The following is a 26,248-nucleotide window of genomic DNA, read 5'->3' as shown; positions in this document are numbered from 1 at the left end:
ATCCCCACTAAAGCAATTAAGAGTAAGGTAATTAATGAACAAGGTAACGTATGAAAAATAGCATGTTAGACAGACTGTTTAATTCCATCGTATTCCGTATTGGATCAATGATGTTCTTAATCAGTGCCATTTCCATTTTAAGTATGTTCAGTTCAGTATTTATCAGTGAAATGGCAGATCACGATGCCTTAATCATTAACGATGCCGGTTCATTGCGAAAACAAAGTTACAAAATTTTATCCCACATTGAATTACTGCCACAGATCAAGTCTTCATCAGTGCTCTTGCAACAAGAAAAAATACAACAAGATATTGATAAATTTAATCAAACCATTAATGCCGCAATTATGGGCGGCAATGCTGCGTCACACGATATTACGCCAATAAAGCAAACGTTAAACAATATTCGCCAATCATGGAAAGGTACACTACAACCGCTCTTGCTTGACTTATCTGCTCAGCCGGAACAACTTAATGAGACTAAATTATTAGCGCTAAACGCAACTATTGAAGAGTTTACCTCGCGATTAGATGGATTGGTTCGTTTGTATCAACATCGTGCGGAACAACGGATTTTTCATATTCGAATGATCCTTGGCATTTCGTTAATGATCACCATTTTATTAGCGGCATTTACTATGTTCCAAATTAGCCGCAGGATAGAAAAGCCTTTATCGGAACTAACCACCTCGGCTAAAAAAATAATTGCTGGTGACTACACCACTTACACCAATATTAAGCAGAATGACGAGCTTGGTTTACTGGCTGAAACCATGAATAAGATGACAAACGCCTTGTCGCTGTCTTATGGTGATTTAGAGCGCCGGGTTAAACAAAAAACCAGTGAGCTTAGCCGCAGTAATGAAACGCTGGAATTACTTTATCAAACCTCACAACTTATCAACGAGCCCAGCGATACTATCGACTTTAGCGCGGTCGCTCAGACGTTAGCTAAGGTCACGCAAAAACCAGATCTTGATTTATGTTTAACCACCAACAACAGTCAAGAGCCTTATGAACATATTATTACCGAGCAAAAAACACTCCCCGAACACTGTGTTGAAAAAGACTGCCATAGCTGCTTATCCATTGATAACAGCACTTGTATCACCGACAATGAAAAAATGGTTATGCGTTATCCCATTAAAAAGGGCGATATTAGCTACGGCGTATTAGTGTGTAATTTAGAAAGCAATAAACCTCTTGAAGCTTGGCAACATCAATTATTTACCTCGATCACCACGCTAATAGCTAACGGCTTGCATATTCGTCAGCAAAATGAACAAAGTCGCCGCCTCACCTTACTAAAAGAACGTAATGTGATTGCACGTGAGCTGCATGACTCACTGGCACAAGCCCTGTCCTATTTAAAATTCCAAGTGACGCGGTTACAAAAACTTCGCCAGAAAGACGCATCTGAAGAAATAATTGAAGAAGTAATCGGCGAATTAAAAACCGGACTTGGCTCTGCATATATGCAACTGCGCGAGTTACTCACGACCTTTAGGCTGAAAATTGACGTTGCTGGATTACAGCAAACCTTTATCGACACGGTCAACTCACTTAATGAACGAGCTAATGGCAAAATGACGTTTGAGCTTGATTACCATATTGAAAGTATTCCACTGTCACCAAACGAAGAAATTCATTTAATGCAAATTGCTCGAGAAGCAACGCAAAACGCACTCCACCACTCAAATGGTACGTTAGTAACGATCGCCGCATTTGCCGATAATGAAAAAAATATTCACCTGCAAATTAAAGACAATGGTGTGGGGATTCCGGACGATCCTTCAAAGCTGAACCATTATGGCTTAGCAATTATGCAAGAGCGCAGCCAGCACTTAAAAGGCCATGTTTCGATTCAAAATGCCGCTGAAGGCGGCGCGGTTGTTGAAGTCATTTTCAGGCCAAGCTATTTATTATCAAAAGCATCTTAAACGCTTATCGTAACTCTTTGATGTCCTCGATAATTGCTCCTGCAATGTCGTAGCGCGGTTTTTCGATCCTTCATCCTGAACATCGCCGCTCCTGCGCATCCATGCGCCCGCGGCATACCGTACATCCTGTACATAAAAAAGCCCGAGCGTCGCTAGAGACTCGGGCAAATAGCAGGGTTGGTCAGCTATTTAAAAACTCATATTTAACTACTCATACTTATGTAGTTATGAAAGTTCACTAACGTTACGGGTTATAAAACTCGCCATTTTTGCGTAAGTAGAACCAGTAATTCACGAAGACACAAACCGCGTAAAAGATCGCAAATCCTATCAATGCCACTTCAGGTGTTGTTGCTTTAATTTGTTCGCCCAATACTTTAGGAATATAGAAAGCACCGTAGGCAGCTACTGCAGAAGTCCAACCTAATACAGGGCCTGCTTGTTCTTTTGGAAACACCATAGCAATGGTGCGGAATGTTGAGCCATTGCCAATACCTGTGGCAGCAAATAAAATTAAAAATAAGATGAAAAATGGAATAAAGAATTCTTCTGGTGTCGCTGACTGATAAGCCGCCTGCATAAAGTACGCAACACCCAACGCACTAGCAACCATCACCACTGCACAAATTTGTGTAACTAATGCCCCCCCCACTTTGTCAGAGATCCAACCGCCGACTGGACGAATCAAGGCGCCAATAAATGGTCCCATCCACGCATACATTAATGCGCTTGGTCCATTTGGATTAATCGTATCATGAGTCATTACGCCATCAACTAAGATGTGTTGATAACCGAAAATAACTTTAATAGACAGAGGGAAAGACGCTGCAAAGCCAATAAATGAACCGAATGTCATGGTATAAATAACACTCATCACCCAAGTATGTTTGTTATCAAATATTTTATATTGACGATTTAAGCTGTGCTTAATTTGACCAGGTAATTGTTTAAGCAAAAATACCGTTGCAACGATAACCAATACTAAAACGAGCTCTTTGGGCACACCAAAACCTGAACCATTCGCCGCTTCAGGAAGTAATAACCATAAGCCAACACCTGCGGTTAAGAAGCCAATTAGCAACATCACAGTGATTAAAAACCAAGAGGTAATAGGATTGCCAATATCAGGAGAAACTTCAGATGTTTTGATATTGTTCATACCAAACCAGCCTGCAAAAGCTAAAGGAATTAGAAACACTAACCAAATGTAGCCAGCATTGTGTATCCAAGTATCTGAGCCCGCGGGAATTTTACCTATTAAGGTGCCGCTGGTATTAACTAGCGTCATTGGATCGCCGCCAAACACACCAAAGGTCATAAACAATGGCACCAGAATTTGCATGGTAGTTACGCCAAAATTCCCTAAACCGGCATTCATACCTAAAGCATAGCCTTGTTGTTTTTTAGGGAAAAAGAAGCTGATATTTGACATAGATGACGCAAAATTACCGCCACCAAAGCCAGATAAAAATGCTAACACTTGAAACACCCATAACGGCGTATTTTGATCTTGTAGAGCAACGCCAGCACCAAATGCAGGGATCATCAGCAATGCCGTTGTAAAGAAAATCGTATTTCTACCTCCACATAAGCGAATAAAAAAGCTACTTGGTATTCGCAAGGTTGCGCCAGTTAACCCTGATATCGCCATTAAGGTGAACAATTCAGACTTAGCAAATGGAAAACCTAAATTTAACATTTGTACGGTAATGATCCCCCAGTAAAGCCATACGGCGAATCCGCATAACAAACTAGGTATTGAAATCCAAAGATTTCGGTTTGCAATTTTCTTACCTTGAGACTCCCAAAAGCTCTCGTCTTCCGGATCCCATTTCTGTAAGTCAGCCATGGTTCTCTCCAATTTTTATTTATGAACGACGCCACTATGAAATAAGTCAACCTAGACAACAATTGGCAAGAATGGGTAGATACATTGGCAGAAAAACGAAGGATTTTTGCCAATTGTAACCAAGAGTAAATAGTTAAAACTTAGCTTAACACCGCGAATAATAATGGCTGAAAAGAAATTGCATCAAGCAAGCTACTACCACTAAAGTAATAGTTTTTACTACCAACTAAGATACAGGTGCAGTACGGCGCCTAAATGGATAAAATTGATGTATATCAAATATATGATGTGCCAAGCTATTTATCATTCCAATTAACATATAAATGCACAAGCGCACGGCAAACAGAGGAAGGCTTATGAGCACAGAACAAGCAGTATCCATTATGATGGTTGATGATCATCCGTTGCTAAGAAAAGGATTACGCCAATTGATTGAATTAGAAGATGATCTGGAAATTGTCGGTGAAGCAAGCTCTGGCGCTGAAGCTTTAGCGATTGTTGATGACTGTGATCCTGATTTAATTACCTTAGACCTTAATATGCAAGGAATGGACGGATTAGAAACACTACGCGCCCTGCGCTTACAAGGTGTTTCTTCTCGTATATTAATGTTAACCGTATCTGACAATGATGAAGATGTGCTTGAAGCGATTCGAAGCGGTGCCGACGGCTACCTGTTAAAAGATATGGAACCGGATGATTTAATTGAAAAAATCAAAGAAGCAACGTTAGGTAAAATGGTGATCAGCGAAAAGCTCACCCAAGTGCTTGCTACCGCGTTGCGTAAACCGGAAAAAGCCGGTTCTAATGTACTTTCCTCCTTAACCAGCCGTGAATACGAAATTCTTAAACTCATTGCTAAAGGCTTAAGTAATAAATTAATTGCCCGAGAGCTCGATATTTCTGACGGTACAGTTAAAGTACATGTAAAACATTTACTGAAAAAACTCAATTTAAAATCACGCGTTGAAGCAGCAGTATGGATGGTAAATTACCAAACCAAAGCTTAGTCAATCGTCAACAAACAAATAGAGAGTCAACATGGTCGACTGTTGTAGTGCGCCCGGCTTAATGCCGCTGGCACAAGCAAAAGCTAAATTACTAGAAAAGATTAACCCTGTTCAAGAAACTGAGCCCATTGCCATTAGCGCTTGTCTGCAACGGGTTAACGCAAGCCAAATTGTTTCACCTATCAATGTACCTGCACACAATAATTCCGCGATGGATGGCTATGCCTTTCATGCTGACTTTAGCCACACTGATAGCATAGCTGCTGGCCAAACATTTGAACTTGTTGGCACCGCGATGGCGGGCAAGCCGTTTACCGGTGAACTTACCTTAGGCCAATGCATTAGAATTATGACTGGAGCTGTAGTACCACAAAGCGCTAATACCATAGAAATGCAGGAAAATATTACGGTTTCAGAAACCCAAGTTACCCTTAATCAGGCATTGCCATTAGGAAACCATATCCGCAATGCCGGTGAAGATATCGCCATTGACCAAACAGTATTTGAGTCAGGCCATTTATTTAGTGCCGCAGATATCGGGCTGTTGGCATCACTTGGCATAGCAGAAGTTGACGTAAAACGTCGCCCAAAAGTTGCGGTATTTTCAACCGGAGACGAACTTAAATCAGCAGGCCAACCATTAGCTTTGGGCGATATTTACGAAAGTAACCGCCATGTCATTATTGCCATGTTAGAACGCATGAACATTGAGGTGATTGATTTTGGTATTATTGCTGATGACTACGATAAAATTAAGCAAACATTTATTGAAGCTGATGACTTAGCGGATGCGGTAATTAGCTCAGGCGGTGTTTCCGTGGGCGATGCCGATTACACCAAGGATGTGTTAGCAGAATTAGGTCATATTGATTTTTGGAAAATCGCGATAAAACCAGGAAAACCGTTTGCCTTTGGCCAATTACCTAATAGCGTATTCTTTGGCCTGCCGGGCAACCCAGTGTCAGCAACGGTAACCTTTCATTTGCTCGCGGTACAAGCGCTGAAAAAAATGATGGGAACAGACTTTTCAGAGCCAATACTTATTCCGGCAATAACCACCGCTAAAGTGAAAAAACGCGCTGGCCGTATGGACTTTCAACGCGGTATTGCCTCAACCAATGCTCAAGGCCAACTTACCGTTACCCCACTAGCGCATCAAGGCTCAGGTATTTTATCGTCAATAAGTAAAGCCAATTGCTATTTGGTGTTAGCAGAAGAACACCAAGGCTGTGATGCCGGAGAAATTGTTAATATTCAATTATTTGATCATATTATTAGCAACTAAGAATTGCAGTTAATTTTTGATCGTTAATAATAGGCCGCTAAGTACAAACAGCTAACAGGCGGCCTATATCACTGAGCAATGACATTGCTTGTCGGTAGTTAGCATAAAATCAGCAATACAATTTAAAAACGGAAAGAAAGTTTTCTTGATTTTCCCTTTGAAAATATAGTGTATAAAAACACAAGCAGATAGAGCTTCTCCTATTGTCAGGAAAATGCTCATTGGGGCGATATAAAATTGTTATGACTTAAATGCCCCGTGAGCCCCTCAAGGAAAATATTATGGGTAGAGCAAAAGAGGAATGGATGCGGCAACAAGAATTGGAGCCGATGTACGAATGGATTGAAGAAAACTACGGTGATGATGCTGGAGAAGAAGGCTCAGAGGAATGGGATGAAGCCGTTCAGGCATATGAAGATCACTGTGAGGCACATAGGCGCCAAGAAGAAGAGTGGTATCAACAAGAAGAGCTAGAGTGGTATATATACACTCAATCCCAAGTTGGGAAGTTTGATATCCAAATTCAAAGCGTTATAGAGCTAGTTGAGATGCACGCAAGCAACGAGAGTCAATTCAGCCTGTTGGTTATGCTCCACGGCCATATTGTGGCAGCGGTTGAATCTTATTTGGCCTCAACATTTATCCATAAAGTTACGAATTCTGAAGATTTAATTAGGAAGCTGGTGGAGAGTGATCCAGTTTTTTCCAAAATGAAGTTCACTCTGAAAGAAATATATGAAAAACATGAAAACCTAAAGCTCACAGTAGCCTCATACCTGAGGGATCTAATTTTTCATGATCTCGCAAAAGTTAAGCCTATGTTTAAAGAGGTACTTAACTGCGACTTTGGTGATATTACCTGGCTGTTCGAAGCAGTTAATATAAGGCACCACTGCGTACATCGAGCTGGCCTTGATAAAGATGGAAACAGGGTTGATCTAACAAAGGTGTCGATACGATCTTTGGCATTTATGGCAAGCAATCTTGTTCATTCAGTAGAAAATAGTATTACGAAAAGTCCGGAAGCAGATTTCGAGTTTTAGTCATAACAAACGCGTCAATAAGGATGCTCGCAAGCTCGCGCCTATGCGCAGACGTTATATTTTTTAGAAAACGAAGCTAACATCCATACTTTTGTGTAATATTCTTACAATCAAAATTAGCAAGGCCTTACAACCAACGACTTATCGCCAGTTGATCTTTTTTATTAAACGCTACCCAAGTGTCACCTTTTGAGGTTGTTTCTTTCTTCCAAAATGGTGCCTGATTTTTCAAATAATCCATAATAAACTGGCAAGCTTCAAACGCCGCTTCGCGATGCTTGCTGGTTACGCCAACAAAAACAATTTGATCAGCAAGGGCAAGCTCACCAACCCGATGAATCACCCTAACCCGCCCTAGCGGCCAACGTTGCTTTGCGCGCATGACAATGTCAGCTAATGATTTTTCCGTCATCCCCGGATAATGCTCAAGGGTTAAACGGGTTATTTGACTACCTTGATTCATATCTCTGACTAAGCCGGTAAAGGTAACAACCGCGCCTTCGCTTTCGCTATCTTGGCGTAATTGCTGATATTCTTTCGCCATATCAAAATCATCAGTTTGCACACTGATCATATTAGCCTCCAGTGACCGGAGGAAAGAACGCGACTTCATCACCATAATGAAGCTGTTGCTCCATTGACGACATAGTATGATTAACTGCCACCAATACCTTGCCGGACTGTAAATGATCTTGCCATTTATCGCTGTCTTGAATCAGCACTTGTAACAAGTCAGCCACTTGCTGTTTTTCAGGTAGCTCCACCACTCTTTGGTGACAACTTAATAGCTCTCTTAATTGACCAAAAAATTTTACCGTGATCATATCTCGTTCTCCTTAATGTTGCTGTCTCGATCCCAAAACCCCGATTTACCGCCACTTTTATCCAGCACTTTAATTTCCGAAATTTCCATCATCGGATCCATAGCTTTGCACATATCAAATAAAGTTAACAACGCCACTGACACCGCTGTCAGCGCCTCCATTTCAACACCCGTTTGACCGCTAAGTTTGCAAAAACTAGTCACTTTAATACGGTTGTTTTTTTCATCTAGCGCAAAGCTTACATCAACTTTTGATAACGCCAACGGATGACATAAGGGGATCAAGTCCGCACATTTTTTTGCTGCTTGAATGCCTGCTATTCTAGCGGTGGCAATCACATCACCTTTTTTGTGCTGGCAATTTTTTACCGCTTGCAAAGTATCAGCAAACATTGAAATATAACCTTCTGCGGTTGCCGTTCGTACCGTGGGTTGTTTGTCAGTAACATCAACCATTGTGGCCTGACCGCGTTCATTAATATGGGTAAGCATTATTAACCTCTGGTTTCACACTGCTGCTGAGACATTTTCAAATGTGGCACAAAATTACACGGCTTATGACTGGCATCTAATTGCTGCTTAATAATATGTTGCCACGCCGTTCGACACGCCCCTGTTGAGCCAGGCACACAAAAAATAACTGTACCATTTGCCACACCAGCTACAGCGCGTGATTGCAATGTTGAGGTGCCGATTTCGTTAAAAGAGACTTGTCTAAACAGCTCACCAAAACCTTCAACTTGTTTATCAAATAGCGGGCTAACTGCCTCTGGTGTCGAATCTCTTTCAGTAAAGCCTGTACCGCCGGTGATCAATACTGCTTGCACGTTATCACTGGCAACCCACTTTGAAACCAGCGCACGGATTTGATAGATATCATCTTTGACAATTTCTTTGGCTACCATGTGATGCTCACTTTCGATCACAGCATTGACAAAATAAGCTCCCGAAGTATCGGTTTGTTCATCTCGGGTATCTGAAACAGTAAGCACTGCAATATTTAATGGGGTAAAAGGTAATTGATGGTGTGACATATAATTGTTCCTAATGGTTAAATCGTTCAATTGCTTGCTGCCATTGTAGTGGGTCATTGGTGTTGATAAGCATATCTTGGCAGTCGGTCGTAATGCTGGCACAGCCAATGCTGTTAACAAAGCGTTTAACTGAACGTTTATTGCTGTGGGCGATAAGCTTTGCGCATTCCCTAGCTTCGTCATTAATTGGTAAAAATAATGGCAGTGGCTGATCTTTAAAATGCAGTGCGCAGTGCATTTCACTGCCGCACAGCACCAACTCTTGCAATGTCGATTGATTTAGCAATGGCATGTCAACAGGTAGAATCAATATAGCATTGAGCTTGTTGGGCGCTAGATATTTCAATGGGTTTGAAAGTAAATAATCCAGCGCCGTATAAATGGCCGCTACCGGGCCAGAATTAGGGTATTTATCCATTAAATAGCCCTTTTCATTACGACAAATGATAACTGGCGCAGCACCAACGCTTTTCAGTAAATCAGCGGTGCGCTCTAACATTGGTTTACCTTGCAGTAACAACTGTGCCTTGTCGAAGCCCATTCGGCTAGAATAACCGCCAGCTAGCACCACTCCCAATAAGTTAATATGTTCTGGCAATTGCATATTACCCTCCAAGCATCGCCAAATGTTGAGTGCCACCAACAAAACCTTGATGTAACTGGTGAGTTGCTACTTTATCTTGTAAAGCATGACATATAGCTTGCTTAGTGCCATTAACATCACCAGCCGTCAGCCAAGGCCTAATATCTTGCCCTGCTTCAGCAAATAGGCATAAATGCAGTTTGCCAGTGGCAGACATACGCAGACGATTGCAACTGTCACAAAAGTCTTTGCTATAAGGCATGACTAAGCCAACACGACCAATTGAGTTTGAGTGATAGAACTCTTGTGCTGGGCCATCCAGTTTATGTTTAATTTTTTGTTGCCAGCCAGAGGCCAACAATTGGGCTTTAATCGCTTCACCTGACACATGATTTTGTTGAAAAAACGTTTGGTTATCACCGGTTTTCATTAATTCAATAAAGCGAATAGTTACCTTGCGGGTTGCAACCCAATTAAGATAATCGGTTAACTGATGTAAGTTAAATTGCTTGAGTAGCACGGCATTGAGCTTAATGGTGTTAATACCTAATTGCTCTGCCTGTTCAATACCTCGTAATACTTTGGCTAGCTTATTATGGCCAGTAATCGCCGAGAACAAGCGTGCGTCAATACTGTCGGCGCTAATATTGATTGCATCCAGCCCGGCATTTATCCACGCTTGTGCTTTATCTTCAAGGTTAAAACCATTGGTTGTTAATGCGACTTTTTCAATGCCGTCTGTTTGTCGACATAACGCGATAATTTCAGTGAGATCTTTTCTTAGCCCTGGCTCACCACCGGTTAAGCGAATTTTTTTCATCCCTAATTGCGCAAAAGCGGCGATTAAGGTCTCTAATTCTTTCAGGGTTAAAAAATTACGATCTTGATTGCAGTCGTAACCATCAGGCAAACAGTAGTTACAACTAAAATTGCAAACGTCGGTAATCGACAGCCTGAGGTATTGAAATTGACGACCAAAATTATCGGTTAGCATAGCCCTACCTTGATTGCTCGGTGGCAAATAATTTATTGGCAGGTGTAGAGTGAAATGTTCGCGGATACGAATAGTTCTAGTTCACTAAAAACACCTTTCCAAATACGGGAAGCAATTAAATTTCTCTAATCACCCGGTAATCAAATTTTGATTACGGCATGGTCGCCATACTTGCGCTTAGGCAACAATGCTAGGAGTTTTAAATTTCAATCAGCTTAACTGAACGGTTGAAATTTAACTATTTAGCAAAAGGAATAGGCGCCTACCACCAATTGGGTAGACGCCCCGTTCTAAAGTCTTTGCATTAAAAAGCAAAGGTCATCATTGCCCAAAGTTTTGTGGTATCTGCGCCCAAATCATCAGCATCGTAGGCCGCTAATTTTAATAATCCACTCATATGTTGATTAAATTTATAATCAGCCACTAAATCAATTTCACTGCCGTAGCTGGCACTACCTTCGTTAGCATCAAAGTTATGATAAGCTGCCATCAGTTTGACACCAGATAACGTAGTTGCAGCCGAGATATAAGTATCTTCAATACCATTACCTGGCGTGCCTAAGAATTTATCCGCAAAACCTTGGAATTTATGTAAGGTTGCCAGTGGCGTGCTAAAACCAACGCCATTATCACCGCCTAGCACTTCAAAACCTGCGGTCAGTTTGACTGCGCCTAACTTACCGGCAAGTTCTGCCTTATAATAATCGGCACTGTAATCATTAGGATTGTCGCCCGCATCAGTTTGCGTGGCATAACTTAAATTAGCGGTTATCGGGCCAAAATTGCCAAGATAATCAACACCAAAAGTATTGCTTGACGTTGTAGCAGCAACATCGTTATCTAACAAATAACCAAATACAGCTAATTTGTGATCGCTATTCACCGCCCATTTAGCATTGGCAAAGTGAAAGTTGCCATGCCAATCCGCTGGTTGTGCGCCATCATTTGGACCAAAAATACGATTAATATTAGCGACATAACTGTAATCAAATGAAAAAGCATCTGATGCTTTATAAATAACGCGCGCTGCATCAAAGGTTTGTTCATTTTGACGCCATGCAACACCACCAACAAAACGTTGATTATTATGATTAATACGTTGGCGACCGCCAATAATGGTAAGGTTATCAGCGCTGTATTTAATATTGACCTGATTAAGATCGGTACCTTCTGGATCGGCAACAACTGGGTATTGGGTTTTACCATTGGTGGTTGAGTTGTAATCATCAACAGCGATTGCCGTAACATTATCTACTTCAACTTGCACCGTAACATTATTAACGGTTGCGGTTTGCCAAGTTAAACGGCTTTTAAGTGTTGAAGCTAAGGCATCTTCGCTTTTATTGTCTTCATCAACACTTTCTAATCGGTATCGCAGGTTAACATTAGTCTTAGAATCAGTTATCGCCGTAGCGACGTTTTCTAGAAAACTAGCCTGAGATGGAAACGCCAACACGGTGGCAATTGTAATTAAACTTACTTTAGCGGTTAAAATTTTTGAGGTTTTCATGTTATCTCCCATTAGAGCATTTATGTTGTCAGCTCAATTAGTATTACCCTTCAAGCTCACTATATTATTTCTCATACAATACGCGGTTAGCCGATGAAAACCTTGATGTAAATCATGTTTATTGCAGTGCTACCTCGAAGTTTTAAAGGCATTACCTACTTAGGAGTATAGACTTATTCCTAATGTGAAATTGATGACTAAACCAAATAGTTTATAGTGGCATTTTGCTGGAATATTAATGGGATTATTATGTTGTCTACTCAGCCAAAAGAGTTAACCCGATCACAATTGATGCGTTACAGCCGCCATATTATGTTAAAAAGCATGGATATTGATGGACAAGAAAAGCTGTGGAATAGCAAGGTGTTGATTATTGGCGTTGGTGGTTTAGGTTGTGCTGTCAGTCAGTATTTAGTGGCATCTGGCATTGGTGAATTTACCTTGGTTGATGATGATGCTGTTGATAGAACCAATCTTCAACGTCAAGTACTGCACGGTGAACAAGATATCGGCATCAATAAATGTCAATCAGCAAAATATACCCTTAGCCAGATTAATAGTGAAGTTAAGATTAATACCATAGAGCAACGATTATCAGGCCAAGCGCTTGCGAAAGAAATCAAGCAACATCATTTAGTCCTTGATTGCTGTGATAACAAACGAACCCGTAATGAGATAAATCAATACTGTTTTGACCACCAAATACCTTTAGTTAGCGGTGCCGCTATTAGAATGGAAGGACAAGTATCGGTATTTGATATGCAGCCGACAAGCCCTTGCTACCACTGTTTTAGTCAACAATTTGGTGAACAATCGCTCAGCTGTGTTGAAGCAGGCGTGCTGTCACCGCTAGTAGGTATGATAGGTTCAATGCAAGCAATTGAAGCAATTAAATTACTGGCTAATATTGGGCAACCACTTGCTGGCAAACTATTAATGATTGATGCCTTTGATATGAACATTCAAACTTTTACATTACCTAAGTTAAATGAATGTCCTGTGTGCAGTACCTTATAATGTCTTATAGTCAATCATATCTATAGTCAGGGTAATCACTCAGCTTTAATTAACCCGGTCTACCATCCACACGTGGCTGTGTTAGCACTGGCCAGTATACCCAACAAAAAATACCAAACGCAATTAGCCACATTGCTGCGGTAAATTGCCAAATAATGGTGCTGTACTGAGCAAAAAAACCAGTACCAACCAAGCGAACTATCGCACCAATAGCGATTAACAAAAAGGCCAATGAAATCGCTGGATTTACTTCAAGCTTGCGTCCAGTATGACCAAGGGATACTCGGGCGATCATAGCTAAAATCAGGTTAGCCATTGCGCCAACCGTCAAGCCATGTAGCACTGTACTTAACGATAAAAAGCCAAACGCCAGATGTAAGCCAAGTAAAATAAAGCTAATTGGGATAAATAAGTAAGCGACATGTAACGACCAAAGCAAGGAATTAGATAAGGTCGAGAAAAAGCGCCAACGGCTGCAGCGTAGTAAGTTTGCACCACCGGCGAATATTGCCAGCAAACCAACAGACAGTTCTAAGCTGGTAATAAAATTTACCCCTAATATAAACATCAGCGTTACCAGCCATGCACTGACTAAGGTCAGTAGCTCAAGCCATGCCAGCGCTGGTTTTCGTGGAATCTTGGTAGCATTGGCAGTAAAAAAAGGAATCACTCGCCCGCCCATCACTATCATTACCATAGTAATTAGCATAATGGCGCCATAGTTAGCGTGCTGAATAGCAACTGGATAGGAAATAACTGATAAAACGGCTAAATGACTCAGTAAATTCATCAATGCCAATGCCAGTAATACTGGCACAAAAAACAAATTACGCCACTGTCTTACTTTGACAATCGGCCATGCCAACATAAATGCAGAAACCGGTAAAAATAACCAATCAATAACAGCAATGACGACTTGTGGCAACCAGTCAGGATTTAATAACAATGTAAAGCGCGCAGCTAGCCAAATCGCAAATAACACGGCTAGCTTTATGCCTCTGACGCCTGAAACACCAGTCCAAGTTTGTACCGCAGTTAACAAGAAGCCAACAATAATTGGCACCACAAATCCAAAAATCATTTCATGGCCATGCCACCAATAGCTGCCACCATAAGGTGATAAATCAACTTGATACACTAAAAAGCCAATCCAAGTTAGTAAGGCCACCAACGAAAATATCGCAGCGGAAAGGAAAAAAGGACGAAACCCTAAACGAAAGAATGCTGGGATTTTTTGCTCTTGTGCTACATCAGTAATATTTAACATGAATACTATCTCAATCGCGTTCTAAAAAATTGGTCTCAATGGCGTGTTCGACACGCTGACGGTACTGCTCTTGCTGATTTGCGTAATAAGTCAATAACATGCAGGCGGCAAGCACGCCATATAGCAACATAAAACAGGCGGTATAAACGCCAATAAAATCAACTGACAGACCAAATAAAATAGGTAAAATACAACCGCCAAAAGCACCAACCATAGCAACCGCGCCACCAACACTACCCATTTGTTTAGGGTAATGTTGATAAATTGCTTTATAAACGCTGGCACGGCCAAACCCTTGGGCAATACCTATGGTAAAAATTAAAAAGGTAAATACCCAAACATTGATCTCAATATGTATATTGACGTTTTTTTCTACGCCCTGAATAACCATAGTAGTTGGCGGATAACTCAAGAAAAACAAGCAAACCAGACAAACCCAGAATACGCCCCAGTTTACCTTTTGCGCGCCGTATCGATCAGCAAACCAACCGCCTGCGGCTCGAACTAAACTTGAACTAGCAACAAATAACAAAGTCAGTGCCATCGCCTGCTGTAAATTCAGATCATAGGCCACCACATAGTATTGGGGTAACCATAAGGTTAACGCTAAAAAACAACCAAAAACAAAGAAGTAATACAGGCCAAAAAGCCAAACTTTAAGCTCGGTAAGCGGTTTGATATGTGCTTGCCAGTCAATCGGTTTAACGGCTTTTAAATATTTAGGCGTTTCTGGGGCAACAAAGGCAAACAATAAGATAATAAATAACATGCCTCCCGCGTACAGCGGGCCGATCATACCAATACCGATATGTTCAATTATATAAGGCGTAATTATTAAAGTAATTGCCGCCCCAGCATTACCGGCGCCGAACACGCCCATGGCAGTGCCTTGATGTTTCGATTCAAACCAGTCAACCACATAGCGAATACCGATAGTGAACGAAACCCCTGAAACGCCAATTAACGCACCTATAATTAAATAATCTGCATAGCTGCTTGCTGATTTCAGCAGAATAAGCGGTGGAATAATAATGCCCATTTGCAACAAAAATACTTTTTTAGCCGAGTATTTTTCCACTAAGAAGCCAACAGGCAAACGAAGAATAGCGCCGGTAAACATAGGCGCAGCAAGTAACAAACCAAATTCAGTTGCTGATAATGCCAACTCTGCTTTTAATTGAATACCTAATACCGCGTACAACACCCAAACCGAAAAATTAGCCGCAAACGTAAGTGTGGCTAAAATTAAGGCTATGTTGGCTTTACTGTGATGGGTTTGCATAATTGCGTAAGTTTTCATTAATTGATAACAAGTAATACCAAGCTATCTTTCAAGACAAACCATAAAATTGCAATACCTCTTAGTTTCCTCTCGTATTCTTTAATTTTTAAGTACTACCACCATTTGGGTAGTTGGCCGCCATTTTTCAGGCAGCCCCGAAAAGTTCTTCCTTACACCTAGTAGGTAGCCCGTGATTTCCGCTTTAGAGTTGCCATGATGAAACTTGATTTAAGTCAATATTTTCTTTGTACAAAAGTGAATGATAACCCCATGAGAACAAAGTCAGCAGGCCAAAAAATGGCACTGCTAAATAACACTTATGGGAGACGTAATATGTCTGAAGCTGATGGAAAAATGCGGTTGCTAAATTTTGGCGACCCAAAAATTAAAACATTGCATATCACTTGGTTTGCATTCTTCCTTACTTTTGTGGTGTGGTTTAGCCACGCACCTATGCTGGCTTTTATCAAAGAAGCTTTTGATTTAACTACGCCGCAAATAAAAGCCCTAATGATCTTAAATGTTGCATTAACTATTCCGGCGCGAATTGTTATCGGCATGCTGGTTGATAAATACGGGCCTCGAATAACCTACAGTTGCCTATTGTTTATTTCGGCATTTACTTGCTTAGGCTTTGCCTTTGCCGACAGTTATGAGCGCCTAGCACTATTCCGTTTTCTACTTGGTTTTACCGGAGCCGGTTTTGTTATTGGCATTCGTATGGTAGGAGAATGGTTTCCAGCCAAACAAGTCGGTGTTGCTGAAGGTATTTACGGTGGCTGGGGTAACTTTGGCTCTGCTGCCGCAGCGATGACATTACCAACCTTAGCCTTAATATTTGGCGGTGAAGATGGCTGGCGTTACGCTATTGGTAGCACAGGTATTTTAATTGGCCTCTATAGTATCTTTTACTACTCTCAAGCGCGAAACACGCCAAAAGGCTCTACTTATTTCAAACCGAAAAAAGCAGGTGGCTTGGAAGTGACCAGCTGGAAAGATTTTATTTTCTACTTAGCAATGAATATACCTATGTACCTTGCACTTGGCGTATTGGCTTGGAAACTATCACCTGCTGGCGTCACCCTATTCTCTGAGCAAACCATGTACATTGCTTGGGTAATACTTGCGGTACTTATGCTAATTCAGTTCAGTCAAATTTGGTCAGTCAATAAAGAAAATTTAACGAAAGGCGTACCTGAGCTGGAAAAATACAACTTTAAAAATGTTGCCATCTTAGATATTTCATACTTTGTCACTTTTGGTTCTGAGCTTGCGGTAGTTTCAATGCTGCCACTATTTTTCTTGGAAACTTTTGAAGGGCTCGATCCAGTGAAAGCTGGCCTACTTGCCTCAGGTTTTGCCTTTATGAACTTAGTCGCTCGCCCAACAGGTGGCCATTTATCAGACACTATTGGCCGCCGTAAAACCCTGATGTTATTGATTGGCGGCTTAGCAATTGGCTACTTTGTGCTTAGCCAAATCACTGGCGCTTGGTATATTCCATTAGCGGTAATTGCCACTATGTGCTGCTCTTTCTTCGTGCAGGCAGGTGAAGGTGCGGTATTTGCCATCGTTCCTTTAGTTAAGCGCAGAATGACCGGGCAAATTGCTGGTATGGCTGGTGCCTATGGTAATGTTGGTGCGGTTACTTATTTAACCGTGTTATCGTTCGTTGATTACAGCACGTTCTTTATGGTGATTGGCGCTTCAGCATTAGTAATATTCTTCTTTGCGATGTGCTTAGATGAGCCGCGCGGCCAAATAGCTGAAGTTATGGAAGATGGCTCTGTTCACATGATTGATGTAAGTTAATATCAAGTACCCCCAAAATAAGCGAGTTAATATTGAAATGAGTATTGGCGCCATATTAACTCGCTTTTGGGCTTTTCAATTAATGCAGTAAAAATTATACATACAGAGTAATAAAGACACTGATGAATGATATTTCTAGTCAATTAAGTGCAACCATCGGCAGTTATACATTGGCGGGGATTAAACCGGTTAATGAAGATGCCGTTGCCGTTCATATTCCATTAGAGCCAGCCAAAAAATCGAGCAAAGGCATTTGCTGTGCACTGGCTGATGGTGTCAGCACCGCTGAAGCTGGTCAACAAGCTAGCTCAACTGCGGTAGATCGCTTTATTGAAGACTATTATTTATCGCCTGACACTTGGTCTGTCGCCCATTGTGGAGAAAAAGTACTGTCGGCCACTAATCTATCGCTTTACAAAAAAAGCCATGAATTTAGCTCTGAACAAAAAGGCTATCTTTGTACGTTTGTTGGGCTGGTATTTAAATCACAAACCGCACATTTTTTCCATATTGGCGACAGCCGAATCTATTTATTAAGGCAAGGGGAATTAAAGCAGTTAACTCGTGATCATTGTGCCTTTATCGCTGAAGGTAAAAGCTATTTAACCCGCGCGCTGGGCATGGACAACAACCTGCACGTTGATTATGGAAAAATAGCCTTAGAGCCTAATGATCAACTTGTTCTGACCTCTGATGGTGTTCATGAATTTGTTGATGAACAAGCGTTAATCGCTTTGTTATCAAGCGCAAGCTCACAACAGGGAAAAGCCCAGCAACTCGTTGAGCTAGCATTAAACAACGGCAGTGACGACAACCTCTCGTGTGTAGTCGCTCAAATTAATAGTATCGCCAACGAAAGCCTCGATGACTTTAATACCAAACTAACTCGGCTGCCCTTTCCACCACCATTAGAGCCGGGCATGAAGCTTGATGGTTTTGTTGTTGAAAAGGAGCTATTCGCCAGTAGTCGCTCGCAGCTTTATTTAGTGCGCGATGCCAGCTCTGGCGAACAAGTTGTTATGAAAACTCCGTCACTAAATTTTACTGACGATATTCATTATATTGATCGCTTTATTCAGGAAGAATGGATTGGTAAGCGATTAAACAACGATAAAATAGTAAAAGTACTTGAGCAAACAAGGCCGCGCACTTGCTTATATTATTTGATGGAGTATGTTGACGGCATTGGTCTTGATAAGTGGATGCAACACAATGCGCTGCCCCAGCCTAAAGTTGCGATTAATATTGTTAAACAAATAGCTCAAGGCCTTGCTGGTTTTCATGATAAAGAAACCATTCACCAAGATTTAAAACCCGCTAATATCATGATTAACGATAAATTAGCCATCAAAATTGTCGATTTTGGTTCAACCTTTGTTGCCGGTACTGCAGAGCTATTTAATCCCATTGAACATGATGGTGCACTCGGCACCGCAACCTATTCCGATCCTCAATATTTGCTCGGAAAAAATACTGGCATTCAAGGTGACTTATACGCACTTGCCACCATCACTTATGAAATGTTTACTGGTAAATTGCCCTACGGAGATGCCGTAGAAGAATGCCGAACGGCATTTGATTACGACAGACTGCGTTATATTTGCGCCAGTTACTACAATCCCGTCATTCCTATTTGGTTCGATCGAGCATTAGAAAAAGGCGTACAAATATCGCCAGAAAAACGCTATTTAACGCTGGATTCCTTTTTAAATGATTTAACTCAGCCTAACCCTGTTTTTTTACTGGATGTGCCAGAAGCTAAAGAAGAACAGAATAAGGTATGGTTTTGGCTAATGCTCTGTGGGGCTTGGGTGTTAATGCTAGTTGTAGTGATTGCACTTTTTAAAGGTAGTTAATGGTAAGAATGGTTCTATTTTAAATTTGGTTGCTTATTAATAGGACTTAAATACCCCCAGTTCATCAATTTTTTTTGTGTTGGCATTGACAATAAAAAGTCAACAAATTGCCTAGCTAATATCGGTTGCTTGCTACGTTTCAATACGACAACATGTTGTTCTATCGGTTGATGCAAGTGCTCAGGTACGGACCAAAATTTCTGATATTTATTTACTATTTTGTTACTCGCTTTCTGTGCAGCTAAAATAAGTAACGATTCAGGAACAAAGCCTGCGTTAATATTGTTTGAGTCGACATAATGAAAGGTTTGATTAACATTATTCCCAGTGATGATACGATCAACAAATGTATCTTTTAGTGATAATGCATCTAACACCTGCTCTGCTGCTTTGCCATAAGGCGCTAACTTTGCATTAGCAATAGCAAGCTTGCCTTGATATTTAAGTAAAACATTCCCATTAAAGTGGCGCTCACTACCGCCGAAAACGCGCGGCTCATTTGGAAGCCACAAAGCAAGTTTTCCGAGAACATAAGCTCGACTTTTACTCGCTCTGTCTTGTTCAAATAGTAATACAGGTCTTTGCTTATCTGCTGACAAAAAAACATCAAACGGCGCCCCTTTTATTATTTGGGCATACAACACCCCGCTAGAGCCAGTAACAATTTTTATTTGATGACCAGTCTGTTGCTCAAATCCATCTGCCAATTTCACCGCACTAGCATAAAAATTACTAGCAACGGCAACAGATAAGGGTTCTCCTAATACTGGAAATGTTAAAAGAACAAGCCAAAGTGATGCAACGATACTCGGTAACTTCATCAATTAACCATCATTTCAATGGGTTTCCCCTCTCTATCTAGTACTAGATATCTCGCTATGTTTTGTCCTGTCATTAAATCGCTTGTCATTCTATTTAAATAAGGTTCCGCTTCTTCTGGCGTTGGTGCTTGATTATTTTGACCACTTAATCCTGAAATAAATACAAACTGCCAGTTTTTTTCGATACTATCCGCTTCAGCTACTAATTTTTCAAAACTTTCAACCTCAGCAGGTAATTTATCAACGCACATTACAGGTTCTAAATGCCCCTTTTGGTGCTTTTTACTTTTCTTAGGGTTATTTCCTTCCGGTTGAGCAAATAAAAATAACAACCTTTGTGGCTCAGTCTGATTATTTGCCATATCTAACAATTCTTTGTAAATTTTACTCATTATTAGTACCTAAATAACTATATTGTTTTGACATTTTATCAAAGCCAAGAACAACTAAAATGCCCATTTGTTAGTACCACTATTGGGTTATCAACTACCCCACTAGCACAATGGAATTCTTAAATCTAAATCGTTACCTTTAATCAACATTTAGTTCAAAATTTGGAAAAGTTAATGTCATTAATCAATCAATTTTTTTCTACTGATCATAAGCGCCTCGACTATCTATTTGCTGCTTTTAAATCATGGCTACTTTTAGACAAAGCTCAAAGTAGTAAATTTTTTACTGTATTTAAAAATGACCTAATAAAGCACATTGATCAGGAGGAAAATATTTTATTTCCGCTAATCGAAAAATTAGCCCCTATGAGTAAAGGGCCAACAAATGTTATGTGCTCCGAACATATGGTTATCAAACGTTTATTAAATGACATAGAACATAGACTTAACGACACTACACCTCAGGATTTACCGGAAATTTTAGAGCTAGAAACCTTACTTTCAAGCCATAATATGAAAGAAGAAAACATATTATATCCAATGATTGATCAAAACATTAATCAACAACAATTAGCCGAGATTTTTCTACATATGAAAACACAACCAAAGTTAGCAGGATAACATTCAAATAAGTCTAAATATTAGTCGCTATATTTAGATGTCAGGTTGCTATTTTAAGACTGTGCAATAATTCGTTAACCATTTTTCGATGCTTTTAGCTATTTCTATTAATGGCGTCTCTCTATCAAGTTCAGCATCAAAAAATGACATTGCATCATCAATTTGTTTGTCCAGCGGATCTTGATAATTGGCTACCGCAATACCAAACGCTAATCCTCGATAATCAACTTCAGCGTTGTCATCTATCATCGTATTTCGTTGTAAAAGCCACTTAGCCGCCTCATCAGTGTTCGCAAAACGTGGTTTTCGAATTATATGAAATGAATCTGGTACCTGTAACTGCCGGCCATCTTCATAATAAGCCACGATGTAACTTTCTATTTCAGGTAGGTAAGCTTCATCTGAGTAGATAGCGTTAAGTGCGGCTAAAACGGTTGAAAAAGGCGCCTCAAAACGATTTCTAAAATCAAATGCACGATAACAATAAGGTTTCATATCGCCCTCACCCTCTGTGATTCAAGTACTGACCAAAAGATACAATCATTTAGCGTGTTGAACGGGCACCTAGTGGTATAGCTGCCTTTTGTGGATAATCGATAGTGTGGGCTATAAATCCTTACCATCGACTACACATAATTTATCTTGAGTAATCGCTGCCTCAAACTCTTGCTGCGTTCTCAAAAATAGCTCACTAACATTAGGCACACCAAAACGAATACTGTGCTTTAATTCAATAAAGCTCACTGAGCCATTTGCAAAGGTAGCATCGAGTTCTTTTTCAATGGCAAACATGCCAACACCGTTTGGTTCGATGTTAAAGGTGCCGCCGTTGACCACATGACGCACTACACAATCAGGCATCGTGTCCAGTTCTTTTTCTCCAATATCATAACTGGTTAAAACATTATAAATTATACGATAAGGACATTCGTACAATAGACCACAGAGTATTAAATCAAATTAGATCTGATTCACTAAAAACTAGATCAGCATCAACTGTAATTGAATATTCTCAAACTTTTAGGCAAATTTTTTATGAAGCCCTATATGATCAAGTCATAACTTCTGATCCTTTTTTAAAAGTAAAAAAGCTTGTTAAAGATATCAATTTGGAAGATGAATGTATTCTCCCATTCACGCAACGGGAATTAAACAAGTTACTAAATACTGTACATATCAGCCAAACGAAAAGAATGATTTTTATTTTAGCATGGACAGGTTTAAGGCCTGGTGAATTAAAAGCGCTATCTTGGGAAGATGTAAATTTAGAAAAAGGTTACTTGCGTATTAAATATAATATTGACCGTCAAGGTAAACTTAAGCCACCGAAAACGGAAGCTGGTCATAGAAAAGTTGAATTACTTCCTGAGGTAATCAGTATTTTCAGGGAACAAATGAACGATTCATTTAATAATGAATTAAGAGAAGAAACTGTATTTTATAAAAATCACAAAATAGAACGGGTCAAACGTCGTCGTGTATTTTTAAGTCGCGGAGGTGAGCCTTATAAAAGACCAGAACTAACTACGGCTCCTAAACAATGGTTTCGTTGGCTAAAAGAAGCAGGGCTTGAATATCGCCCACCATATCAGCTTAGGCATACCTATGCTTCTCAAATGTTAATGATAGGTGCTAATCATGCTTGGTTAGCAAAACAAATGGGGCACTCAAACTGGGGGTTAATTCAAAAAATTTATGCAAAATGGATTGAAAACGAAAATCCAAATTATATTCTTCAACTGACTAAAGATTTAAATATAAAATTTCCCACAAATTAAAAAGCTCAAGTAATTCACTTGAGCTTTGTTCAAAAATTTCCATATTATTTCCAATTAATAAATACTGTCAAAAATAACTGCTAACTTCATGGAAAATAATAGTTAAATATTTAAAACGGCATTTTAAAACCTGGAGGCATTTGCATACCGCCTGTTAGTGCGCCCATTTTTTCTTTGTTTGCTTCTTCAACACGTCTTACTGCATCATTGAACGCTGCGGCAACAAGATCTTCAATCATATCTTTGTCGTCTTCCATTAAGCTTTCATCAATTTCCACACGACGTACACTGTGAGAGCCTGTCATTGTTACTTTCACCATACCAGCACCAGACTCACCAACTACTTCCATATTGGCTAATTCTTCTTGTGCTTTTTGCATTTTTGCTTGCATTTGTTGGGCTTGCTTCATTAAGTTGCCCATACCGCCTTTCATCATAATAACTCTCCAAAAACTAGTTGTCGCAAAGATAGTCGTAATCAACTGACAATTCAAGTGCTCTAACGAGCAATTATGCTAGATTCGTCTAATTCCGCTTGAAAAATTTGCTGAAGCGACTGTACTACAGGATCTTCTGATAATACTGTTTTGGCGTATTCATAACGTTTTTCGTTAATTTGCCCTTGTATTTTTATCGGATCTGCTGCTGTTTGTTCAACAATCTTGACCTCTACAGTCACAGGTTGATTGAAATACTCGCCAACAAAAGCTTGCAGCTGCTCCATTGCCACTTCGGTTTTTAAATGTTTGGCAGACTGATTGAGCAATAAAATTAAATGCTCACCGGTTGATTGCTGATCAATAATAGCATGTTGCGCGAGTACTCTTAATCGACCATTCAGTGCCATGGTATCAATCATATTCGCCCATTTATCAACCTGATTGGCTTTTTTGATTACGGCTGGATCAATCGCATCTGGCGAGAATCCTTGCTCAGGCAAGGTTTCAATAGCTGGTACGTCTGGAATAACTTGAACAGCTTTAACTTGTTGACGCTCTTCTGCGTCATTAGACTTTTTTCCAGCACTCTCCAGCTTTTTCTTGCGGCTTCTTAGCATATTACGTGTCGCAAGTGCTGACTCTACAGGGGAGCTAATTACGTTAGCACTTGCTGAAGTACTGGCCTCACTACTCGTACCATCGACATCAAGGATATTGGTATTTGGCACAAAATGATTGGTGTTGTCTGGTTCAGTTGTGGCAGCGTTTTTATTATCTTCAGCCGCACTTATACTCGGCTTTTTATCAACTGACATTTCCGCAGGCTGTTCAGCCAAATGATCAGAATGAAACTCCGTGCTTGGTTTTACATCCTCACCTTGTTCAACAGCACTTAACGCTTCAGTGCTACTTTCATCAATTAGATCAGTAGATTGCTGAACGAACTGGGTAGCAGCTGCTTGTTCAATCGCTAACATTTCATCATTTAATTGCGACTCAAAACCTTTACAATCTGTGTTAGCAGTATTTTCGTCAATTTCGGCATCAACCTGACCGACCGCAGAACTTTCAATTTCTCTGGCAGTTAAATCTTTTTTCGCTGCAGCGAGTTCAGATTGTGGAAGTTTTACCTCGGCGACCTCTGGCGAAGTCACTTGTGAGTCAGCCAACGCTATGTCACTAAAGTCAACTTCAAATAATTGTTCGCTAGTTGAACTAACAACCTCTTGTTTAGCTGGCTTTTGAGCAGGTTTAAACGCCAAAAGCCTTAACAAGGTCATATCAAATGCCGCCTGCTCGTCACCGACATAAGGTAAATCCTTACGGCCATTTAATGCTAATTGATAATACAGTTGTACTTCGTCAGCTGACATAGCTTGGCTAAACTTTTCGGTTAACTTTGCATGTTCAGGCGACAAATCAAAGTGATTTTGGACAATTTGATATAAGGCAACGTGATGTAATAACTGAATAAGCTCGGCATACAAACGCTGATAACTTGGGGCATAAGAGGCAATTTCTTTGGATAATTCCATTAAACCATTGGAGTCTTGCTTTAAAAGTAAGATCAAAATTTTATATGCCCAATGTTGATCAACACCACCTAACATTTGCTGTAGGTTAGCGACGCTAATATGTCCTTGCCCCTGAGCAATTGCCTGATCTGTTAAGCTCAATGAATCTCGCATACTACCGCGAGCTGCTTTAGCCAGCATGTTGATACTTTCGTCTTCAAAAGTAACTTTTTCTTCAGCTAAAATTTTTGTTAATTGCTGTGCTATTTGAGCGACAGATAACGCTTTAAGATGAAATTGAAGACAACGAGAAAGTACAGTGATAGGTAACTTTTGAGGATCGGTAGTTGCCAGAATAAATTTTACATGAGCTGGTGGCTCTTCTAATGTTTTTAACAGTGCATTAAAGCTACTTCTAGAGAGCATATGCACTTCATCTATTAGATAAACCTTATATCGCCCACGTGTTGGCGCGTACTGCACATTATCAAGAATTTCTCGAGTATCATCCACTTTAGTCCGTGATGCTGCGTCAATTTCCAATAAATCAACAAAACGCCCCTGATCAATATCTTGGCATACGTCACATTGACCGCACGGTTCAGCGCTAATCCCTTGCTCACAATTTAAACTTTTGGCAAATATTCTCGCAATTGTCGTTTTACCTACACCGCGAGTACCAGTAAACAAGTAAGCATGGTGCAAGCGTTGCTGCGTAATGGCATTAACAAGCACAGATACAACGTGTTCCTGCCCCATTAACTCATTAAATGTTTTAGGACGCCATTTCCGCGCCAACACTTGATAACTCATGCTGTGTTATTCACCTTCATATTCAATTAATGTAGTAACAGCTAACCCTAATGCTTTAAGCTTAGCTTCACCGCCTAAATCGGGTAGTGAAATAACAAACGCAGCATCAGTCGCTTCGGCACCAACTCGCTCAATCAGCTTTAACGTTGCTTCAATCGTACCGCCAGTTGCTAACAAGTCGTCAACAATTAAGACTTTATCCCCGGAAACCAAGGCATCTTTGTGAATTTCCAACGTATCTGTCCCATACTCAAGCTCGTAATCTTGTGAAAAAGTATCTCTTGGTAACTTCCCAGGTTTACGCACGGGAACAAAGCCAACACCAAGTGCTAACGCTAACGGTGCACCAAATAAAAAACCTCGAGCTTCAGTGCCAACGATTTTGGTAAAGCCTTGATTACTAAATTTTTTCTTTAATGCTTCTATGGTTAACGCAAACGCTGCATTATTTTCTAATATGCCAGTGACATCACGAAATAATATGCCAGGTTTTGGGTAATCTTCGATGGTATGAACAGCGCTTTTTAGTAGCGCAATATCTGAGTCAGTCATATTTACACTTAG

The 26,248-nt window shown here is 40.3% G+C and carries 26 protein-coding genes and 1 riboswitch; of the genes, 9 read left to right on the top strand and 17 right to left on the bottom strand.

The features are described from left to right. Positions 1-50: 50 nt before the first annotated feature. Positions 51-1,940: a histidine kinase gene (locus tag ACOB82_RS00670; protein ID WP_448210978.1), complete on the top strand. Its 1,890-nt coding sequence runs from the start codon at positions 51-53 to the stop codon at positions 1,938-1,940. Positions 1,941-2,184: 244 nt separating this feature from the next. Here the strand turns inward: ACOB82_RS00670 and ACOB82_RS00665 are convergent, their stop codons facing one another. Then, a complete protein-coding gene (locus ACOB82_RS00665; protein WP_448210977.1) occupies positions 2,185-3,789 on the bottom strand; it encodes an MFS transporter in 1,605 nt (534 codons plus the stop codon). A gap of 356 nt (positions 3,790-4,145) precedes the next feature. Between ACOB82_RS00665 and narL the strand changes: the two genes are divergently transcribed. From narL to ACOB82_RS00650, 3 genes are all read left to right on the top strand, one after another. Further along, positions 4,146-4,799, top strand: a complete 654-nt coding sequence (gene narL, locus ACOB82_RS00660; RefSeq protein ID WP_448210976.1) for a two-component system response regulator NarL — start codon at positions 4,146-4,148, stop codon at positions 4,797-4,799. A 31-nt stretch (positions 4,800-4,830) separates the two neighbouring features. After that, positions 4,831-6,084: a molybdopterin molybdotransferase MoeA gene (moeA, locus tag ACOB82_RS00655; RefSeq protein WP_448210975.1), complete on the top strand. Its 1,254-nt coding sequence runs from the start codon at positions 4,831-4,833 to the stop codon at positions 6,082-6,084. A 281-nt stretch (positions 6,085-6,365) separates the two neighbouring features. After that, positions 6,366-7,127: a hypothetical protein gene (locus ACOB82_RS00650; protein WP_448210974.1), complete on the top strand. Its 762-nt coding sequence runs from the start codon at positions 6,366-6,368 to the stop codon at positions 7,125-7,127. Between the two features lie 127 nt (positions 7,128-7,254). Here the strand turns inward: ACOB82_RS00650 and moaE are convergent, their stop codons facing one another. The 7 genes from moaE to ACOB82_RS00615 all read right to left on the bottom strand — a co-directional run bounded on the left by moaE (position 7,255) and on the right by ACOB82_RS00615 (position 12,071). After that, positions 7,255-7,701, bottom strand: a complete 447-nt coding sequence (gene moaE, locus ACOB82_RS00645; protein ID WP_448210973.1) for a molybdopterin synthase catalytic subunit MoaE — start codon at positions 7,699-7,701, stop codon at positions 7,255-7,257. A 1-nt stretch (position 7,702) separates the two neighbouring features. Next, positions 7,703-7,951: a MoaD/ThiS family protein gene (locus tag ACOB82_RS00640; protein WP_448210972.1), complete on the bottom strand. Its 249-nt coding sequence runs from the start codon at positions 7,949-7,951 to the stop codon at positions 7,703-7,705. Further along, a complete protein-coding gene (moaC, locus tag ACOB82_RS00635; RefSeq protein ID WP_448210971.1) occupies positions 7,948-8,442 on the bottom strand; it encodes a cyclic pyranopterin monophosphate synthase MoaC in 495 nt (164 codons plus the stop codon). The genes ACOB82_RS00640 and moaC overlap by 4 nt, the downstream gene beginning before the upstream one ends. 2 nt (positions 8,443-8,444) lie before the next feature. Continuing rightward, on the bottom strand, positions 8,445-8,984 hold the full coding sequence (gene moaB / locus ACOB82_RS00630; RefSeq protein WP_448210970.1) for a molybdenum cofactor biosynthesis protein B: 540 nt from the start codon (positions 8,982-8,984) through the stop codon (positions 8,445-8,447). 10 nt (positions 8,985-8,994) lie between these two features. Further along, on the bottom strand, positions 8,995-9,588 hold the full coding sequence (gene mobA, locus ACOB82_RS00625; protein WP_448210969.1) for a molybdenum cofactor guanylyltransferase: 594 nt from the start codon (positions 9,586-9,588) through the stop codon (positions 8,995-8,997). 1 nt (position 9,589) lies between these two features. Further along, complete coding sequence (gene moaA / locus ACOB82_RS00620) at positions 9,590-10,561, bottom strand: GTP 3',8-cyclase MoaA (protein ID WP_448210968.1); 972 nt, start codon at positions 10,559-10,561, stop codon at positions 9,590-9,592. A 75-nt stretch (positions 10,562-10,636) separates the two neighbouring features. After that, positions 10,637-10,770, bottom strand: a riboswitch (molybdenum cofactor riboswitch). Positions 10,771-10,865: 95 nt separating this feature from the next. Continuing rightward, positions 10,866-12,071 (bottom strand): alginate export family protein, encoded by a 1,206-nt coding sequence (locus ACOB82_RS00615; RefSeq protein ID WP_448210967.1) that lies wholly within the window; start codon positions 12,069-12,071, stop codon positions 10,866-10,868. Positions 12,072-12,320: 249 nt separating this feature from the next. On the opposite strand from ACOB82_RS00615, the gene ACOB82_RS00610 reads away from it, so the two are divergent. Then, complete coding sequence (locus ACOB82_RS00610; protein WP_448210966.1) at positions 12,321-13,088, top strand: molybdopterin-synthase adenylyltransferase MoeB; 768 nt, start codon at positions 12,321-12,323, stop codon at positions 13,086-13,088. 49 nt (positions 13,089-13,137) lie between these two features. Here ACOB82_RS00610 and ACOB82_RS00605 read toward each other — a convergent pair whose 3' ends face one another. Together ACOB82_RS00605 and ACOB82_RS00600 are read right to left on the bottom strand one after the other, a co-directional pair. Then, positions 13,138-14,355 (bottom strand): NnrS family protein, encoded by a 1,218-nt coding sequence (locus ACOB82_RS00605; RefSeq protein ID WP_448210965.1) that lies wholly within the window; start codon positions 14,353-14,355, stop codon positions 13,138-13,140. 10 nt (positions 14,356-14,365) lie between these two features. Continuing rightward, positions 14,366-15,655, bottom strand: coding sequence for an MFS transporter (locus ACOB82_RS00600; protein ID WP_448210964.1), 1,290 nt, complete (start codon positions 15,653-15,655; stop codon positions 14,366-14,368). A 315-nt stretch (positions 15,656-15,970) separates the two neighbouring features. On the opposite strand from ACOB82_RS00600, the gene ACOB82_RS00595 reads away from it, so the two are divergent. Together ACOB82_RS00595 and ACOB82_RS00590 are read left to right on the top strand one after the other, a co-directional pair. Further along, positions 15,971-17,449, top strand: a complete 1,479-nt coding sequence (locus ACOB82_RS00595; RefSeq protein ID WP_448210963.1) for a NarK family nitrate/nitrite MFS transporter — start codon at positions 15,971-15,973, stop codon at positions 17,447-17,449. Between the two features lie 122 nt (positions 17,450-17,571). Continuing rightward, positions 17,572-19,305, top strand: a complete 1,734-nt coding sequence (locus tag ACOB82_RS00590) for a protein kinase domain-containing protein (RefSeq protein WP_448210962.1) — start codon at positions 17,572-17,574, stop codon at positions 19,303-19,305. Between the two features lie 14 nt (positions 19,306-19,319). On the opposite strand, the gene modA is transcribed toward ACOB82_RS00590, so the two are convergent. Together modA and ACOB82_RS00580 are read right to left on the bottom strand one after the other, a co-directional pair. Next, on the bottom strand, positions 19,320-20,126 hold the full coding sequence (gene modA / locus ACOB82_RS00585) for a molybdate ABC transporter substrate-binding protein (RefSeq protein ID WP_448210961.1): 807 nt from the start codon (positions 20,124-20,126) through the stop codon (positions 19,320-19,322). Continuing rightward, positions 20,126-20,518, bottom strand: coding sequence for a ribonucleotide reductase subunit alpha (locus tag ACOB82_RS00580; protein WP_448210960.1), 393 nt, complete (start codon positions 20,516-20,518; stop codon positions 20,126-20,128). The genes modA and ACOB82_RS00580 overlap by 1 nt, the downstream gene beginning before the upstream one ends. A 174-nt stretch (positions 20,519-20,692) precedes the next feature. On the opposite strand from ACOB82_RS00580, the gene ACOB82_RS00575 reads away from it, so the two are divergent. Further along, positions 20,693-21,139, top strand: coding sequence for a hemerythrin domain-containing protein (locus tag ACOB82_RS00575; protein ID WP_448210959.1), 447 nt, complete (start codon positions 20,693-20,695; stop codon positions 21,137-21,139). Positions 21,140-21,187: 48 nt separating this feature from the next. Here ACOB82_RS00575 and ACOB82_RS00570 read toward each other — a convergent pair whose 3' ends face one another. Together ACOB82_RS00570 and ACOB82_RS00565 are read right to left on the bottom strand one after the other, a co-directional pair. After that, complete coding sequence (locus tag ACOB82_RS00570) at positions 21,188-21,634, bottom strand: hypothetical protein (RefSeq protein ID WP_448210958.1); 447 nt, start codon at positions 21,632-21,634, stop codon at positions 21,188-21,190. A 111-nt stretch (positions 21,635-21,745) separates the two neighbouring features. Continuing rightward, the gene (locus ACOB82_RS00565; RefSeq protein ID WP_448210957.1) at positions 21,746-22,000 is read right to left on the bottom strand and encodes a hypothetical protein; all 255 of its coding nucleotides are present in this window, start codon (positions 21,998-22,000) and stop codon (positions 21,746-21,748) included. Between the two features lie 248 nt (positions 22,001-22,248). Here ACOB82_RS00565 and ACOB82_RS00560 point away from each other — a divergent pair, with 248 nt between their 5' ends. After that, entirely contained in the window at positions 22,249-22,917 is a 669-nt protein-coding gene (locus tag ACOB82_RS00560) for a site-specific integrase (protein WP_448210956.1), read from the top strand. A 110-nt stretch (positions 22,918-23,027) separates the two neighbouring features. On the opposite strand, the gene ACOB82_RS00555 is transcribed toward ACOB82_RS00560, so the two are convergent. From ACOB82_RS00555 to apt, 3 genes are read right to left on the bottom strand one after another with little or no spacing between them, the layout of a single operon-like run. Beyond that, positions 23,028-23,357 (bottom strand): YbaB/EbfC family nucleoid-associated protein, encoded by a 330-nt coding sequence (locus ACOB82_RS00555; protein ID WP_448211236.1) that lies wholly within the window; start codon positions 23,355-23,357, stop codon positions 23,028-23,030. A gap of 59 nt (positions 23,358-23,416) precedes the next feature. Next, complete coding sequence (dnaX, locus tag ACOB82_RS00550; RefSeq protein ID WP_448210955.1) at positions 23,417-25,684, bottom strand: DNA polymerase III subunit gamma/tau; 2,268 nt, start codon at positions 25,682-25,684, stop codon at positions 23,417-23,419. 6 nt (positions 25,685-25,690) lie between these two features. Next, positions 25,691-26,236 carry an adenine phosphoribosyltransferase gene (gene apt / locus ACOB82_RS00545; RefSeq protein WP_448210954.1) on the bottom strand — a complete coding sequence of 182 codons (546 nt, stop codon included), beginning with the start codon at positions 26,234-26,236 and terminating at the stop codon, positions 25,691-25,693. Positions 26,237-26,248: the final 12 nt, after the last annotated feature.

This window comes from Colwellia sp. MEBiC06753 (assembly GCF_053470325.1).
The sequence above is the reverse complement of the archived record's forward strand: the minus strand, read 5'-3'. Positions and strand labels throughout refer to the sequence as shown.